Here is a 14,488-nt window from a genome sequence, read left to right as displayed (position 1 = left end):
CCCCCCCCCCCCCCCCCCCCCCCCCCCCCCCCCCCCCCCCCCCCCCCCCCCCCCCCCCCCCCCCCCCCCCCCCCCCCCCCCCCCCCCCCCCCGCGCCGTTGGGGCGACCATTGACGCAGGTCATCGCCACCCATTAACTTCACCATACGGATTGTTGATTCCGTGTAGTGGAAATTTGGAGGGTGTGGGAATGGGTCAGCAGGAGAAGGTGGCAACGAGCCTCACCGGCGCGGTCAGCGAGGGCATCAGCGCTTCGCTCGTCTCGGTCGACGAGGAGCTCGCGCGCCGCTACCCGGGCGACCCCGGCACCCGCCAGCCGGTCCACACCGTGTACGTGCCCGGCGACGCCTTCGAGGCCGGAACCATCCGCTCCTGGGGCGACCAGGCCCTCGCCATGCTCGACGAGCACGCCCCGGACGCCGCCTCCCTCGCCGCCGTCCTCGGCCTGCCCGAGGAGCTCGCCGACGCCGTTCACACGCGCGTGCGGGCCAAACTGGAGCGCGAGCCCATCGAGGACCTCCGCGTCGACTTCGAGGACGGGTACGGCGGCAACGACGAGGACACCCACGCCGCCCGCGCCGCCCGCCTGATCTCCGAGGCGTACGCGGAGGGCACGGCCGCCCCGTACATGGGCGTGCGTATGAAGTGCATGGAGGCCGCCGTACGCGACCGGGGCATCCGCACCACCGACGTCTTCCTCAGCGGCCTCATGGAGCACGGCGGCCTCCCCGAGGGCCTCGTCCTCACCCTGCCCAAGGTCACCTACGCCGAGCAGGTCAGCGCCTTCGTACGGCTCCTGGAGGCCTTCGAGAAGGCCCACGGTCTCGACGCCGGCCGCCTGGGCTTCGAGATCCAGATCGAGACCAGCCAGGCCATCCTCGCCGCCGACGGCACCGCCACCGTCGCCCGCATGATCGACGCCGCCGAGGGCCGCGCCACCGGCCTGCACTACGGAACCTTCGATTACAGCGCCTGCCTCGGCGTCTCCGCCGCGCACCAGGCCAGCGACCACCCGGCCGCCGACCACGCCAAGGCGATCATGCAGGTCGCCGCCGCCGGCACCGGCGTACGCGTCTCCGACGGCTCCACCAACGTCCTGCCCGTCGGCACCACCGAGAAGGTCCACGACGCCTGGCGCCTGCACTACGGCCTCACCCGCCGCGCCCTGGCCCGCGCCTACTACCAGGGCTGGGACATGCACCCCGGCCACCTGCCGACCCGGTACGCCGCCGTCTTCGCCTTCTACCGCGAGGGCTTCGAGCAGGCCGCCGCCCGCCTCTCCGCGTACGCCAGCCACGCCGGCGGCGACGTGATGGACGAGCCCGCCACCGCCAAGGCCCTCAGCTCCTACCTGCTGCGCGGCATCGACTGCGGCGCCCTGGACACCGGCGAGGTCGCCCGCCTCACCGGACTGACCCGCGCGGACCTCGACGGCTTCGCCGCCCCCCGCCGGGGTGACCTGACGGCCACCGCCCAGTAAGCCCAGCGCCTGTCGGCGCTGTCACAGCTGCCCCGTACTCTGTAACGCGTTCGGACGGGAACACGACACAGGGAACGGGGCAGCGGTGTCTTCGGGGGAGAACGAACTGATCGCCGGGCGCTACCGGGTGGTCCGGCAGCTCGGGCGCGGGGGCATGGGCGTCGTCTGGCGCGCCGTGGACGAGGTCCTGGGCCGCGAGGTGGCCGTCAAGGAGCTCCGCACCTACACGGACTCCTCCGGCCACGAGCTGGCCGACCTGCGGCTGCGGATGCAGCGCGAGGCACGGGCCGCCGCACGGGTCCGCCACCCCGGGGTCATCTCCGTCCACGACGTCGCCGACCACCAGGGCCGCCCGGTGATCGTGATGGAGTTCATCGACGGGCCGTCCCTCGACGACGTCCTGGCCGAGCGCGGTGTCATGGACCCGCGCGAGGCCGCCGCGATCGGCGCCAAGGTGCTGGAGGCGCTCGACGCCGCGCACGCGGTGGGCGTACTGCATCGTGACGTCAAGCCGGGCAATGTGCTGCTGGACCGCGGCGGCCGGGTCGTCCTCACCGACTTCGGCATCGCCGCCATGGAGGACCCCGGCGACGGTTCCACCACCCACCTGACACGCAGCGGCGAGATCGTCGGCTCGCTCGACTATCTGGCCCCCGAGCGGGCGCAGGGCCAGGACCCCGGCCCGGCGTCCGACATCTGGGCCCTCGGCGCCACGCTGTACGCCGCGGTCGAGGGTGCCTCGCCCTTCCGGCGTACGTCGACGTGGTCGACGCTCACCGCGATCGTCGTCGAACCGCTGCCCGAACCGCAGCGGGCGGGCGCCCTCGGCCCCGTACTGCGGCAGCTGATGGACAAGGACCCGGCACAGCGGCCGGACGCGGCGACCGCGGCCCGGCTGCTGGCGGCGGTCGCGGAGGGACATGGGCCGGGCCCCGAGAGCGCGGCTCCGACGTACGTCCCGACCGAGCGCACCGTGCTCCCGCACCAGCCGCAGGGCTTCGGCCCCGCGCCGGCCATGCCGCAGCCCCCGGCGGCCCCGGTGCCGGCCGCGGCTCCCGCGGCCGCCGCGGCTCCCGTGACCCGTGCGGCTCGCGCGGAGCGCAAGAGCCGCGGCAAGGCCCTGATCGCGCTGACGGCGGTCGCCGTCCTGCTCGCCGGGGGAGGGGTGACGTACGCGTTCATGGACGGCGAGAAGTCGGCCGGGAGCCAGGAACTGGCCGGAGGCCAGGCCGACCCCGGAGACACCCGCGACCCCGGCCGCCCGCTCGCTCCGGCCGGCAGCCCCTCCGCCACCGACGACAAGGCGGGCACCGAGCCGTCCGACTCCGAGCCCACGGACGCGAAGTCCTCCAAGGCGGCGGACAAGCCACATGCCTCCGCCTCGGCGGCGGCCGGCAGCACCACGGACGGCGGCACGGACGGCGGCGGCTCCACCGGCGACGGGTCGGGGACGACCGGTTCCGCCTCGGGCTCCGGCTCCGGTTCGGGCTCGACGGGCGGCGGTTCCGCGACCGGAGGCGGCGCCACGACCACCACCGGCGGCGGAGGGGACCCGGCGCCCGCGCCCGTCTGTCACTCCATAGGCGGCGGCAAGTACAACTGCCAGGTGTGGCGCACCGCGAAGTCCATCCGCGCCGACGGCAGCGAGGCCGGCGTCCTCAACGCGGGCACCAACTACTTCTACTGCCAGGCCAACCTGGGCCGCCGCGAGACTCACGGCGAGTGGACCAACGTCTGGTGGGCGAGGACGGACGACGACAGCGGCAACACCGGGGTGTACGTCAGCGACGTCTACATCCAGGGCGGCGACAACGACCAGCCGGTGCCCGGCCTCCCCGTCTGCTGACCGGTGCGGTGGCCGGGCCCGGGCGCGTCGGTGACCCGCCCGAGCCGCCGGGCGGGAGGGCTGCTGGGGACCACCAGGGCGTCGGCGGGTGAGAGAACGCCGCTGGGTGACCGTCAGGTCGCCGCTGGGCGAGAGCCCGCTGGGTGGCCATCAGGTCGTCGCCGGGCGAGAGGACGTCGTGGGGGGGCCACCGTGGCGCCGCCGGGTGAGAGGACGCCGTTGGAGCACCACCAGGGCGCCGCCGGGTGAGAGAACGCCGCTGGGTGACCATCAGGTCGCTGCCGGGCGAGTGAACAGCGCCGTGTGACCAACAGGTCGTCGCCGGGCGCGTGCGGGCACGGACCGTGTCCGGAGCGAGCCCGCGCGGGGCGTCACGCCGGAGGGATCTCGCCCGAGCCTCGTGGGATCAGCACCGTGTCCAGGACGGTCCGCGCCGGGGCGTCGTCGAAGCCGTCCAGCCGCCGGAAGAGGCGCTCCGCCGCCGTGCGCCCCAGCGCGGCGGCGTCCTGGGCGATGACCGTGATGCCCAGCAGGTCCGCGAGCTCGATGTCGTCGAAGCCGACGAAGGCGACCGGCCGCTCACGCCCGGCCAGTTCCCGTACGACGGTGACCGTCACCCGGTTGTTGCCCGCGAAGATCGCCGTGACCGGGTCGGGACCGCCGAGCATCGCCGCCGTCGCCTCCCGCACCCGCTCCGGTTCCGTCGACCCCAGCGACACCCACGCGTCGTTCACCGCCAGCTCCGCGTCCTCCATGGCCGCGCGGTAGCCCCGCAGCCGCTCCACGGCGGTGTGGATGCGCGGCTGGTCGCCGATGAACCCGATCCGGCGGTGCCCGTGCGCGATCAGGTGGGCCACGCCCGCGCGGGCGCCGCCGAAGCTGTCGGACAGCACCACGTCCGCGTCGATCCGCCCGGCCGGGCGGTCCACGAACACCGTCGCGATACCCGCCCGCATCTCCGGCTCCAGGTAGCGGTGGTCGCCGCCGGCCGGGATCACGATCAGCCCGTCGACGCGGCGCGCGCACAACGCCAGCGCCAGCTCCTGCTCTCGGTCCGGGTCCTCGGCGCTGGAACCGTTGATGAGCAGCGCCCCATGCGCCCGCGCGACCTCCTCGACGGATCGGCTGAGCGGGCCGTAGAACGGGTCGGCGAGGTCCTCCAGGACCAGGCCGATGGAGGCGGTGCGCCCCTTGCGCAGCACCCGCGCGCTGTCGTTGCGACGGAAGCCGAGCGCCTCGATGGCCTCCAGGACGCGGCGTTCGGTGTCGGGCGTGACGCCCGCCTCGCCGTTGACCACGCGGGAGACGGTCTTGAGCCCCACGCCCGCGCGGGCGGCCACGTCCTTCATGGTGGGCCGGTTGCCGTAGCGGTGGGCGGGGCGGCGGGCGGTCTCGGCCACGGTGCGCTGTCCTGTCGTTCGTCGTCCGGCGTGCGGGTGGGTGTGCAAGGCTGTGGCGTCGAGCATAGGCCCTGGACAACGTTGTCATGACGGGGGAGACTGAGGCCGGACCGTTCTTGAACCGCTCTTGAACGAGGCCTCGAAAGCGCAGCTCCGCAAGGTCGCTCCGGCACCCGTACGGCTCTGCGCCCCGATGCTCCGGCACGCTCACGCACGCCCAGGCACGTTCACGCTCTTACGGGGGATCCGACACCGATGCATTCCGACATCGTCGCCGCGCTGGACATCGGCGGCACCAAGACCGCCGGCGCGCTGGTGGACGGCGGCGGCCGCATGCTGCTGAGGGTGCAGCGGCCGACCCCGGCGCGGGAGGACGCCGAGACGGTGATGGGCGCCGTGGAGGGGGTTCTGGCCGAACTCGCGGCGTCACCGCTGTGGCCGGGCGTCGGCGCCGTCGGTATCGGCAGCGCGGGTCCGGTGGACGCCTCCGCGGGCACGGTCAGCCCCGTCAACGTCCCCGGCTGGCGCGGCTATCCCCTCGTCGAGCGGGTGCGCCGGGCGACCGGCGGCCTGCCCGTGGAGCTGGTCGGCGACGGTGTGGCGATGACGGCGGCCGAGCACTGGCAGGGTGCCGCGCGCGGCCACGACAACGCGCTGTGCATGGTGGTCTCCACCGGCGTCGGCGGCGGGCTGGTGCTGGGCGGCCGCCTGCACACCGGTCCCACCGGCAACGCCGGTCACATCGGCCATATGAGCGTCGACCTGGAGGGCGACCCCTGCCCCTGCGGGTCGCGCGGCTGCGTCGAGCGCATCGCCAGTGGCCCCAACATCGCCCGCCGCGCCCTGGAGAACGGCTGGCGCCCCGGGCCGGACGGCGACACCACGGCCGCCGCGGTGGCGGCGTCGGCCCGCGCAGGGGACCCGATCGCCACCGCGTCGTTCGAACGCGCCGCCCGGGCCCTCGCGGCCGGGATAGCCGCCACGGCGACCCTCGTCGAGATCGACATCGCGGTGATCGGCGGGGGAGTCGCGGGCGCCGGTGACGTCCTGTTCGCCCCGCTGCGGCGGTGCCTGCGCGATTACGCCACGCTCTCCTTCGTCCAGCGGCTGACGGTCGCCCCGGCGCTCACCGGCGGCGACGCCGGCCTTCTCGGCGCGGCGGCCGCGGCGGCCCCGGCCCGGCGCGGCCCGGCGGCGGTCACCTTCACCGGCTGACCGGCCGTCAGTGCGCGGCGGGCGGGACGTGGAGCCCGTCCGCAGGCGTCCCGGGCGTACGAGGCTCGGGCGCGGCCGGGCGTACCGACCTCGGGCGTACGAGCCTAGGCCGCGTGGGTCTCGGCCGTGCGCTTCTCGGCCGTGCGCAGCTCCGTCATGCGGGCCCGCGTCGTGCGGGGCTGCGGGATGATCACCAGAAACGCGTCCGCCTCGATGTCCATGACGACCTCCGCCGCCAGGCCCTCGTTCCGGCGGGCCTGGGCGAACTCCTCCGCCGGCCACGAGCCCCGCGGGCCTCCCGCCGGGAACCTCTCCAACACCGTGCGTGCCATCGCGCACCCCCTGTCCATCAACTGCTCCAACGACACCCGGGTCCGGAGCGTTACGGCCCGTGCGGGCATCTCTTCGTACAGTGAGACGTTTCTGGTGCCCCGTCGGACGCGACGGAATCGCAACAGCCCGGCCACAGTTCTGCGCGCGATCAGACACCCGCGTGTCCGGGCGGGTTTCCGTGGCAGGGTGTTGCGGGCAAGCCACTGGGGGCTACGGAGGAGGGGGAACCGTGATCGTCTGGATCAACGGTGCGTTCAGTGCCGGCAAGACCAGTGCCGCGCGCGAACTGATCGATCTGATCCCGAACAGCACCGTCTACGACCCCGAGATCATCGGCGGGGCGCTGCGCCACCTGCTGCCGCAGAAGAGGCTCGCCGAGGTGACCGACTACCAGGACCTGCCGATGTGGCGGCGGATGGTGGTGGACGCCGCCGCAGCGATGCTCGCCGAGGTCGGTGGCGTCCTGGTGGTGCCGATGACGCTGCTGCGCCAGGAGTACCGCGACGAGATCTTCGGCGGGCTCGCCGCCCGCCGCATCGCCGTACACCATGTGCTGCTGACACCGGACGAAACGATACTGCGCAGCCGTATCGCCGGTCGCGAGGAGTTCGACGACGACCCGGAGGGCAACGAGCGGGTACGGCAGTGGGCGTACGACCACATCGAGCCGTACCGCGCGGCCCTCGGCGGCTGGCTGTCCACCGACGCCCACGCCGTCGACAACAGCCGCCTCACACCGGCCGAAACCGCCCGGACCATCGCGGACGCGATACGCACCGGGGCGGCGACGGCGTGCGGGATCGTGCAGACGCCGGAGCCGACCGGCGAGACCCTCGCCGCGGGCGTCCTCCTCTTCGACGAGCAGGACCGCGTGCTGCTCGTCGACCCCACCTACAAGCCCGGCTGGGAGTTCCCCGGCGGAGTCGTCGAACGCGGTGAGCCACCGGCCCGCGCCGGGATGCGGGAGGTGGCCGAGGAGATAGGGCTCGAACTGGACGCCGTACCGAAGCTGCTGCTCGTCGACTGGGAGCCGCCCCGGCCACCCGGCCACGGCGGCCTCCGGCTCCTCTTCGACGGCGGCCGGCTCACCGCCGCCCAGGCCCGGAACGTCCTGCTGCCGGGCGCCGAGCTGCGCGGCTGGCGGTTCGTCACCGAGGGCGAGGCGTCCGGGATGCTGCCGCCCAACCGCTACGAACGGCTCCGCTGGGCGCTGCGCGCCCGTGAGCGCGGCACGGTCCTGAACCTGGAGGCGGGCGTCCCGGTCGGCTGACGCCGGTCCCGCCCCTTCCCGCCCCTTCCCGCCTGCGGCGGGGCCGGGCGACGCCGGGAGGGGCGGGGCGGAGGACGGGCGGTGACCAGGCGGGTCGGCGAGCACCGCGGCCGGTTCACCCACCCCGGTTCACCCACCCCGGTCGGCCCACCGCCGCGCCCGGCCCACCGCCGCGCCCGGCCCAGCGCCGCGCCCGGCCCCCAGCCGCGGCCGGTTGACCGGCGCGTCCGCCTCTACGGCCGTACGTCGTCGTCGGCGGCCTCCCGGTCCGCCGCCGCCCGGAGCGCTGCCGCCGTACCGTCCGTCAGCGGTTCGCCGTGTCCGAAGCACACCGTTTCCGGCGCCAGCCCGGCCAGCCGCCGCATCGACGCCTTGGCCCGCTCACGGTCCACATGAAACACGCCCAGTGTCACGCGCCCCACCGCGGCGACGGTGTCGCCCGTGAACAGCACACCGTGCCGCGGCAGATGCACCGCGATCGAACCGTCCGTGTGGCCCGGCGTGTGGATCACCCGCGCCCCGTCGCCGAAACCGAGCTCGTCCCCGTCCGCGACCTCACGGTCCACCCGCATCGGCGGCGCCTCGGGCACCGTGAGCCCGTGCTCGTACAGCGGCACCTCCCAGTCGAGGAGAGCCGGATCGGGGACCGGCTCCTCGCCCCGGACCACCGGTGCGTCCAGGCCGTGCGCCAGCACCTCGGCGCCGTACCGCCCGGCCAGCTCGCCCGCCGCGCCCACGTGGTCGCGGTGGCAGTGGGTCAGCACGATCCGGCGCAGGCCCTCCGGGTGGAGGCCCCGGCTCCGTATCGCCTCCTCGATCAGCGGCGCCGTGCCCGCCCAGCCCGCGTCGATCAGCGTCAGGTCGTCGTCCCCGTCCGCCCACACGTACGCCTGCCCGATGGGGAAGCGCAGCATGAGCAGCCGGGACCGTACCTCGATGACATCCACGTTCATGGTCATGCGGCGAACGTACGCACCCGCGCCGGTCCGCCGCCGCCCACTCTGCTGTGCGCAGATTCGCCGTCGGCTCAATCCCGCACGGAAGCGGCGTAGTTCACCAGGAACAGCGCCTCCGCGACCGACATGCGCTCCAGCTCGTCCGGCGACACGCTTTCGTTCACCGCGTGGATCTGCGCCTCCGGCTCACTGAGCCCGATCAGCAGGATCTCCGTGTCCGGGTAGAGGGCCGCCAGCGTGTTGCACAGCGGGATGGACCCGCCCATGCCCGCCACCTGCATCTCCTGGCCCGGGTAGGCCGCCCGGAGCGCCTCGGCCATCGAGGTGTACGCCGGGCTCGTGACGTCCGCCCGGAACGGCTGACCCTGCCCGACCTGCTCCACCGACACCCGCGCGCCCCACGGCGTGTGTGCCTCCAGGTGGGCGGTGAGCAGCTTCGTCGCCTCGGCGGCGTCCTGGCCCGGCGGCACCCGCAGGCTGATCTGGGCGCGAGCGGTCGAGTGGACGGACGGGGTGGCGCCCACGACCGGCGGGCAGTCGATGCCCATGACCGTCACGGCCGGCCGCGCCCACAGCCGGTCACCGACCGAGCCGTGACCGATCAGCTCCACGCCGTCGAGCACCTTGGCGTCCTTGCGGAAGTCCTCGTCGGGGTACTGCAGGCCCTCCCACCGGCCTTCGGCGTCGAGTCCGTCGACCGTCGTCGAACCGTCCTCCGCCCGCAGCGAGTCCAGCACGCGGATCAGCGCGGCCAGGGCGTCCGGAGCGGCCCCGCCGAACAGCCCCGAGTGCAGATTGCCCTGGAGGGTGTCCACGGTGACGCGCACCATCGTCATCCCGCGCAGCGTCGCCGTGACGGTCGGCAGACCGGCCCGGAAGTTCCCGGCGTCGCCGATCACGATCGCGTCCGCGGCCAGCAGCTCGGGGTGCGCCTCCGCGTACCGCTCCAGGCCGCCCGTACCCTGCTCCTCCGAGCCCTCGGCTATGACCTTGACGCCGACCGGGATCCCGCCGTTCGCCTTGAGGGCGCGCAGCGCCAGCAGGTGCATGATGAAGCCGCCCTTGCAGTCGGCCGCCCCCCGTCCGTACCAGCGGCCGTCCTCCCGCTCGGTCAGCTCGAACGGCGGCGTGTCCCAGCCGGCCAGGTCGAGCGGCGGCTGGACGTCGTAGTGGGCGTACAGCAGCACGGTGGGCGCGCCCTCGGGGCCGGGGAGGTAGCCGTACACCGACTGGGACCCGTCCGGGGTGTCGAACACCGACACGTCCTGGAAGTCCTCCGCCCGCAGCGCGTCCGCCACCCAGTCCGCGGCGGCCCGGCACTCGCTCGGCGGGAACTGCGCCGGATCCGCCACCGACTGGAACGCCACCAGTTCCGTGAGCTCCGCCTTCGCGCGGGGCATCAGGGAGGAGACGGTCGCGGCGATCCCGGGGATCGGCCGGCTCGGCTGGGCGGTCATGGGCACGCTCCTGGTGGGTGCGACGTTAAGACTGGCGTTGCGTGTGGTTGTACGGCGAACGCGGGACCGATCCTCCCACAGAGGGTGGGCGCGGCCCACGCCGTAGGATGCGATCACAGGCATGGGTAAATGGGTCGGGATCAGTCGGGACCAGTCGGGATCAGGAGCAGAAGCACATCGTGAGCAGCGAGAACGCAGGCGCCGGTAACGAATACTCCGCGCCGGTGTGGGATGTCGTCGTGGTCGGCGCGGGACCGGCGGGAGCGTCCGCGGCGTACGCGGCGGCCGTCGCGGGCCGGCGGGTGCTTCTGCTGGAGAAGGCGGACCTGCCGCGCTACAAGACGTGCGGCGGTGGCATCATCGGCCCGTCGCGCGACGCCCTGCCGCCCGGTTTCGAACTGCCCTTGCAGGACCGGGTGCACGCGGTCACGTTCTCGATGAACGGCCGATTCGCCCGGACGCGCCGCTCGAAGCGGATGCTGTTCGGGCTGGTCAACCGGCCCGAGTTCGACGCGGGCCTGGTCGAGCAGGCGCAGAAGGCCGGTGCCGAGCTGCGTACGGGCGCGACGGTGTCACGCGTCGAGCAGCACGGCACGGCGGTCCCCGACCGGCGTACGGTCGCGGTCGTCCTGGCCGACGGGGAGGTCGTGCTCGCCCGGGCGGTCGTGGGCGCGGACGGCAGTGCCAGCCGGATAGGGGCGCACGTCGGGGTGAAGCTGGACCAGGTCGACCTCGGCCTCGAGGCGGAGATCCCGGTTCCCGAGACGGTCGCCGAGGACTGGGCGGGGCGGGTGCTCATCGACTGGGGGCCGATGCCCGGCAGTTACGGCTGGGTGTTCCCCAAGGGCGACACGCTGACCGTGGGCGTGATCTCCGCGCGGGGCGAGGGATCGGCCACCAAGCGGTACCTGGAGGATTTCATCGCCCGGCTCGGGCTCGCCGGGTTCGAGCCCGCCATCTCGTCCGGGCACCTGACGCGGTGCCGCAGCGACGACTCGCCGCTGTCGCGCGGGCGGGTGCTGGTGTGCGGTGACGCGGCCGGGCTGCTGGAGCCGTGGACCCGGGAGGGCATCTCCTTCGCGCTGCGGTCCGGGCGGCTGGCGGGGGAGTGGGCGGTACGGATCGCGGAGGCCAACGACGCCGTGGACGCCCGGCGCCAGGCGCTGAACTACGCGTTCGCCATCAAGGCCGGGCTGGGCGTGGAGATGGCGGTCGGGCGCCGGATGCTCGCCCTGTTCGAGAAGCGGCCGGGCCTGCTCCACGCGACGATCACCGGCTTCCGCCCGGCGTGGCACGCGTTCACCGACATCACCCGCGGCGTCACCACCCTGGGCGGTCTCGTCCGCAGCTCGTCGTTCGCCCGCCGGGCCATCGACACCCTGGACCGCCGCCTGTAGCGGCCCGGCCCGCCGCGGTCGCCGGTGGCCCGTGCGTGGCCGTGGCCCGTGCGGGCCTGTGGCCGGTGGCCCGTGCCCGTGCGGGCCTTGTGGTCCGTGTCCCGTGCGTGCCCGTGCCCCGTGCGTGCCCGTGCCCCGTGGTGCGTGGCACGCGCACGTGGGCGTCCGCAGCCGCCCCTCGCCAGCGCGGGGCCGGGAGCGCTAGCTCAGGGTTATCCGGAACACCGGGTGCCGTGGGGCGATGGCGCGGAGCTGCGCGTCCGTGGACTCCGGGCCGACGCCCTTGAAGAAGACGCCGACTTCGGCCTTCCAGCGCTTGAGGTAGGCGCGCAGGACCTCGGGCTTGGCGTCGTCGCCGACCTCGACCGCGGTGAACGCCTGGACGCGTTTGCCCAGGTGCAGCTCACCGCCGCCCGCCGCCCGCATGTTGTGCGTCCACTGGACGTGACCGCGCGGCGCCACCAGGTACTGGTCGCCGTCGACGGTGAGCACGTTGACCGGCGTACGCCGCCACTCGCCGCTCTTGCGGCCGCGCACGGCCAGGACACGGGAGCCCCAGACGCTGACGCCGCGCCGGGTCAGCCAGGCGACCGCCCGGTTGACGACGTGGATGGTGAACCAGCCGGGCTTGATGACATGCCGGGACTCCGCAGGCAAGGACATGGGCCGGACCCTCCAAAGTGTGAGCAGTGCTCTCGGTTGAGAGCAGTGTGCACGGAAGGGGTGAGTCAAAGCAAGAGCACTGCTCTCGATTCAGTGCACCGCTCCGAAAAGTGGCACACTGCTCTCCATGACCACCGTGCGAGGAGCCAGGGCCAGGGCCCGTGTCGAAGTCACCGCCGCCATCAAGGACGAGGCCCGCAGACAGCTCGCCGCCGAGGGCGCCGCGAAACTCTCGCTCCGCGCCGTCGCCCGTGAACTCGGCATGGTCTCCTCCGCCCTCTACCGCTACTTCCCCAGCCGCGACGACCTGCTGACCGCGCTCATCGTCGACGCGTACGACGCCATCGGCGCCGCCGCCGAAGCCGCCGCCGCGGAAGCCGCCGTCGCGACCGCCGACCCCGGCGCCCGCACCTCCGATGCCCGTACCCCGGCCGCCCGCACCCCCCGCGCCCGCTGGACCGCCGTCTGCTGCGCCGTACGCGCCTGGGCCGTCGCGCATCCGCACGAATACGCCCTGATCTACGGCTCTCCCGTGCCCGGCTACTCCGCCCCGCAGGCCACCGTCGCCCCCGCCTCCCGCGTGGCCCACGTCCTGCTCTCCGTCCTCCGGGGCGCCCACCGCACCGACGGCGTCGCGCCCCCGCCGCTCACGGAGGAGCTGCGCGCCGAGGCGGAACGCCTCACCGCCGACCTCGCTCCCGACCTGCCGCCCGCCCTCGTGGTGGCGTTCGTGGGGGCCTGGTGCCAGTTGTTCGGGCTCATCTCGTTCGAGGTGTTCGGCCACTTCAACCGGGTCGTCGAGGACCCCGAGGCGCTCTTCGCGCACGCGGTCGACCGGCTGGGGCGCGACCTCGGGGTGCTGCGCTGATGCCGTACGCGTACGCGGCCGACGGGGCCGCCCTGTACTACGAGGTCCACGGCTCCGGAGACCCGCTCCTCCTCCTGAGCGGCCAGTCCAACGATCACCGGTGGTGGGACGCCGTACGGGCCGGCTTCGAGGCACGCTTCACCACCGTCGTCATGGACTACCGCGGTACCGGGGACAGCGACCGGCCCGACACCGACAGCTACACCACACCGGGCTTCGCCCGCGACGCGCTCGCCGTCCTCGACCACGCCGGCATCGACCGGGCCCACGTCTACGGCACGTCCATGGGTGGCCGCGTCGCCCAATGGCTCGCCGCCGACCACCCCGTACGCGTCGACCGCCTCGTCCTCGGCTGTACGTCCCCGGGCGCGCCGCACGGCGTCGAACGCGGGCCGGACGTACGGCGGGCACTCGCCCAGTCCGACCCCGAGGCCGCGCGTCGCGTCCTGCTGGAGCTGATGTACACGCCCGGCCGGCTGCGGACGCACCCGGGGCGGACGTTCCACACGCTCGGTGACCCGTCGATGCCCGCCCACGCCCGCCGTCGTCATCTGCGGGCCAGTGCCCGCCACGACGCCTGGGACGCGCTGCCCCGCATCACCGCGTCGACGCTGGTCGTCCACGGCACCGACGACACCTTCAACCCCACGGCCGACGCCCCCCTGCTCGCCGAACGCGTCCCGGAGGCCCGCCTGCACCTCGTACCTGGTGCGCGCCACGCCTACTTCGAGGAGTTCGCCGACATCGCCACACCGCTCGTGGTCGGCTTCCTCGCCGAGGGTCAACTTCCCGGCACCCGACCGTAGTTGTCAGGTGGGCCACCGTGATCGCGTCTCGTCGACACCGACGAAGTAGCGTGTGGGTGAAGCGTGACGAAGCCTGCCTGGTGTTCGCCACCTCCAACTCGCCGCGTTGCGCGGCAGGTTCTGGCCACCGGCCTCGCGCCGGTGTCCAGCCGGCCGGGCGGCGCCATCCCTTCCTGGAGTTTCCATGACCCCGGTCACGTTCATCAACGTCTTCGAGATCGCCGCCGACGAGGTCGACGGGTTCGTCGCCGAGTGGGAGCGCCGTGCCGCGCTCATGAGCGCCAAGCCCGGTTTCCTCGACTCCCGTCTGCACCGGGCACGTTCGTCCGAGGCGAGGTTCCAGCTCGTCAACGTCTCCCACTGGGAGAGCCGGGAGGCGTGGGAGGCCGCCACCGCGGACACCGAGTTCCAGGAGCGCACCCGAGCCGCCCGCGAGGACGCGCGGACGCCGGTCACGCCGAATCCGGGCCTGTACGACGTCGCCGTCGAGTTCACCGCCACGGCGGAGCGCGGGTAACCCGGGGCGCCGGTGCGGACGTTCAGTGCCGGGTGCCAGGCCCGCCTCCGAACCGCCACAACACCCGTACCACGCGTGTCACGAACCCCAGGCCCGCCACGGTCGCGGCCACCATGAACGTACCCCGCGCCGTGCCGCCCCCCAGGTCCAGCACGAGCACGGGCGCGGCGCACAGGACGAAGAGCCCCACCGCGAGGAACGCCGCCGTCACCAGCGCGTACCCGATTTCGACGGTCATGGCGTCCCGTTGTGCCTGCGTTCGATTCCCCATGGCCCGAGT

General features: G+C 73.9%; 14 protein-coding genes. 8 read left to right on the top strand and 6 right to left on the bottom strand.

The window, feature by feature from the left end; translation table 11 throughout:
- Positions 1–190: 190 nt before the first annotated feature.
- Both ACZ6C1_RS28745 and ACZ6C1_RS28740 read left to right on the top strand, forming a co-directional pair.
- Entirely contained in the window at positions 191–1,480 is a 1,290-nt protein-coding gene (locus tag ACZ6C1_RS28745; RefSeq protein WP_469244660.1) for a DUF6986 family protein, read from the top strand.
- 85 nt (positions 1,481–1,565) lie between these two features.
- Positions 1,566–3,326 (top strand): serine/threonine-protein kinase, encoded by a 1,761-nt coding sequence (locus ACZ6C1_RS28740; protein WP_469244658.1) that lies wholly within the window; start codon positions 1,566–1,568, stop codon positions 3,324–3,326.
- A 371-nt stretch (positions 3,327–3,697) separates the two neighbouring features.
- On the opposite strand, the gene ACZ6C1_RS28735 is transcribed toward ACZ6C1_RS28740, so the two are convergent.
- A complete protein-coding gene (locus ACZ6C1_RS28735) occupies positions 3,698–4,675 on the bottom strand; it encodes a LacI family DNA-binding transcriptional regulator (RefSeq protein ID WP_469244668.1) in 978 nt (325 codons plus the stop codon).
- Positions 4,676–4,981: 306 nt separating this feature from the next.
- Here ACZ6C1_RS28735 and ACZ6C1_RS28730 point away from each other — a divergent pair, with 306 nt between their 5' ends.
- The gene (locus ACZ6C1_RS28730) at positions 4,982–5,941 is read left to right on the top strand and encodes an ROK family protein (RefSeq protein WP_469244656.1); all 960 of its coding nucleotides are present in this window, start codon (positions 4,982–4,984) and stop codon (positions 5,939–5,941) included.
- A gap of 104 nt (positions 5,942–6,045) precedes the next feature.
- On the opposite strand, the gene ACZ6C1_RS28725 is transcribed toward ACZ6C1_RS28730, so the two are convergent.
- A complete protein-coding gene (locus ACZ6C1_RS28725) occupies positions 6,046–6,273 on the bottom strand; it encodes a hypothetical protein (RefSeq protein WP_469244654.1) in 228 nt (75 codons plus the stop codon).
- 230 nt (positions 6,274–6,503) lie between these two features.
- On the opposite strand from ACZ6C1_RS28725, the gene ACZ6C1_RS28720 reads away from it, so the two are divergent.
- Entirely contained in the window at positions 6,504–7,544 is a 1,041-nt protein-coding gene (locus ACZ6C1_RS28720; protein ID WP_469244652.1) for an NUDIX hydrolase, read from the top strand.
- A 233-nt stretch (positions 7,545–7,777) separates the two neighbouring features.
- On the opposite strand, the gene ACZ6C1_RS28715 is transcribed toward ACZ6C1_RS28720, so the two are convergent.
- Both ACZ6C1_RS28715 and ACZ6C1_RS28710 read right to left on the bottom strand, forming a co-directional pair.
- Positions 7,778–8,503: an MBL fold metallo-hydrolase gene (locus ACZ6C1_RS28715; protein WP_469244650.1), complete on the bottom strand. Its 726-nt coding sequence runs from the start codon at positions 8,501–8,503 to the stop codon at positions 7,778–7,780.
- A gap of 68 nt (positions 8,504–8,571) precedes the next feature.
- The gene (locus ACZ6C1_RS28710) at positions 8,572–9,957 is read right to left on the bottom strand and encodes a M20/M25/M40 family metallo-hydrolase (protein WP_469244648.1); all 1,386 of its coding nucleotides are present in this window, start codon (positions 9,955–9,957) and stop codon (positions 8,572–8,574) included.
- A gap of 107 nt (positions 9,958–10,064) precedes the next feature.
- Between ACZ6C1_RS28710 and ACZ6C1_RS28705 the strand changes: the two genes are divergently transcribed.
- Positions 10,065–11,354, top strand: a complete 1,290-nt coding sequence (locus ACZ6C1_RS28705) for a geranylgeranyl reductase family protein (protein WP_469244646.1) — start codon at positions 10,065–10,067, stop codon at positions 11,352–11,354.
- Between the two features lie 201 nt (positions 11,355–11,555).
- On the opposite strand, the gene ACZ6C1_RS28700 is transcribed toward ACZ6C1_RS28705, so the two are convergent.
- A complete protein-coding gene (locus tag ACZ6C1_RS28700; RefSeq protein ID WP_469244644.1) occupies positions 11,556–12,017 on the bottom strand; it encodes a nitroreductase family deazaflavin-dependent oxidoreductase in 462 nt (153 codons plus the stop codon).
- A gap of 127 nt (positions 12,018–12,144) precedes the next feature.
- Here ACZ6C1_RS28700 and ACZ6C1_RS28695 point away from each other — a divergent pair, with 127 nt between their 5' ends.
- The 3 genes from ACZ6C1_RS28695 to ACZ6C1_RS28685 all read left to right on the top strand — a co-directional run bounded on the left by ACZ6C1_RS28695 (position 12,145) and on the right by ACZ6C1_RS28685 (position 14,208).
- Positions 12,145–12,885, top strand: coding sequence for a TetR/AcrR family transcriptional regulator (locus ACZ6C1_RS28695; protein ID WP_469244642.1), 741 nt, complete (start codon positions 12,145–12,147; stop codon positions 12,883–12,885).
- Positions 12,885–13,691: an alpha/beta fold hydrolase gene (locus ACZ6C1_RS28690; protein WP_469244640.1), complete on the top strand. Its 807-nt coding sequence runs from the start codon at positions 12,885–12,887 to the stop codon at positions 13,689–13,691. Before ACZ6C1_RS28695 ends, ACZ6C1_RS28690 begins: the two co-directional genes overlap by 1 nt.
- 184 nt (positions 13,692–13,875) lie before the next feature.
- A complete protein-coding gene (locus tag ACZ6C1_RS28685) occupies positions 13,876–14,208 on the top strand; it encodes an antibiotic biosynthesis monooxygenase family protein (RefSeq protein WP_469244639.1) in 333 nt (110 codons plus the stop codon).
- A gap of 22 nt (positions 14,209–14,230) precedes the next feature.
- On the opposite strand, the gene ACZ6C1_RS28680 is transcribed toward ACZ6C1_RS28685, so the two are convergent.
- Positions 14,231–14,479, bottom strand: a complete 249-nt coding sequence (locus ACZ6C1_RS28680; RefSeq protein ID WP_469244637.1) for a DUF6332 family protein — start codon at positions 14,477–14,479, stop codon at positions 14,231–14,233.
- Between the last annotated feature and the right edge of the window lie 9 nt (positions 14,480–14,488).

It is taken from the genome of Streptomyces sp. NPDC041796 (assembly GCF_055590785.1).
This window is presented reverse-complemented; position numbering and strand designations above follow the sequence as displayed.

What these genes read in the sequence shown, in the direction of transcription:
- ACZ6C1_RS28745 (WP_469244660.1), top strand. Translation starts at nt 191, where the DNA reads ATGGGTCAGCAGGAGAAGGTGGCAACGAGCCTCACCGGCGCGGTCAGC.
- ACZ6C1_RS28735 (WP_469244668.1), bottom strand. Translation starts at nt 4,675, where the DNA reads ATGAAGGACGTGGCCGCCCGCGCGGGCGTGGGGCTCAAGACCGTCTCC.
- ACZ6C1_RS28730 (WP_469244656.1), top strand. Translation starts at nt 4,982, where the DNA reads ATGCATTCCGACATCGTCGCCGCGCTGGACATCGGCGGCACCAAGACC.
- ACZ6C1_RS28725 (WP_469244654.1), bottom strand. Translation starts at nt 6,273, where the DNA reads ATGGCACGCACGGTGTTGGAGAGGTTCCCGGCGGGAGGCCCGCGGGGC.
- ACZ6C1_RS28715 (WP_469244650.1), bottom strand. Translation starts at nt 8,503, where the DNA reads ATGACCATGAACGTGGATGTCATCGAGGTACGGTCCCGGCTGCTCATG.
- ACZ6C1_RS28710 (WP_469244648.1), bottom strand. Translation starts at nt 9,957, where the DNA reads ATGACCGCCCAGCCGAGCCGGCCGATCCCCGGGATCGCCGCGACCGTC.
- ACZ6C1_RS28705 (WP_469244646.1), top strand. Translation starts at nt 10,065, where the DNA reads ATGCGATCACAGGCATGGGTAAATGGGTCGGGATCAGTCGGGACCAGT.
- ACZ6C1_RS28700 (WP_469244644.1), bottom strand. Translation starts at nt 12,017, where the DNA reads ATGTCCTTGCCTGCGGAGTCCCGGCATGTCATCAAGCCCGGCTGGTTC.
- ACZ6C1_RS28695 (WP_469244642.1), top strand. Translation starts at nt 12,145, where the DNA reads ATGACCACCGTGCGAGGAGCCAGGGCCAGGGCCCGTGTCGAAGTCACC.
- ACZ6C1_RS28690 (WP_469244640.1), top strand. Translation starts at nt 12,885, where the DNA reads ATGCCGTACGCGTACGCGGCCGACGGGGCCGCCCTGTACTACGAGGTC.
- ACZ6C1_RS28685 (WP_469244639.1), top strand. Translation starts at nt 13,876, where the DNA reads ATGACCCCGGTCACGTTCATCAACGTCTTCGAGATCGCCGCCGACGAG.
- ACZ6C1_RS28680 (WP_469244637.1), bottom strand. Translation starts at nt 14,479, where the DNA reads ATGGGGAATCGAACGCAGGCACAACGGGACGCCATGACCGTCGAAATC.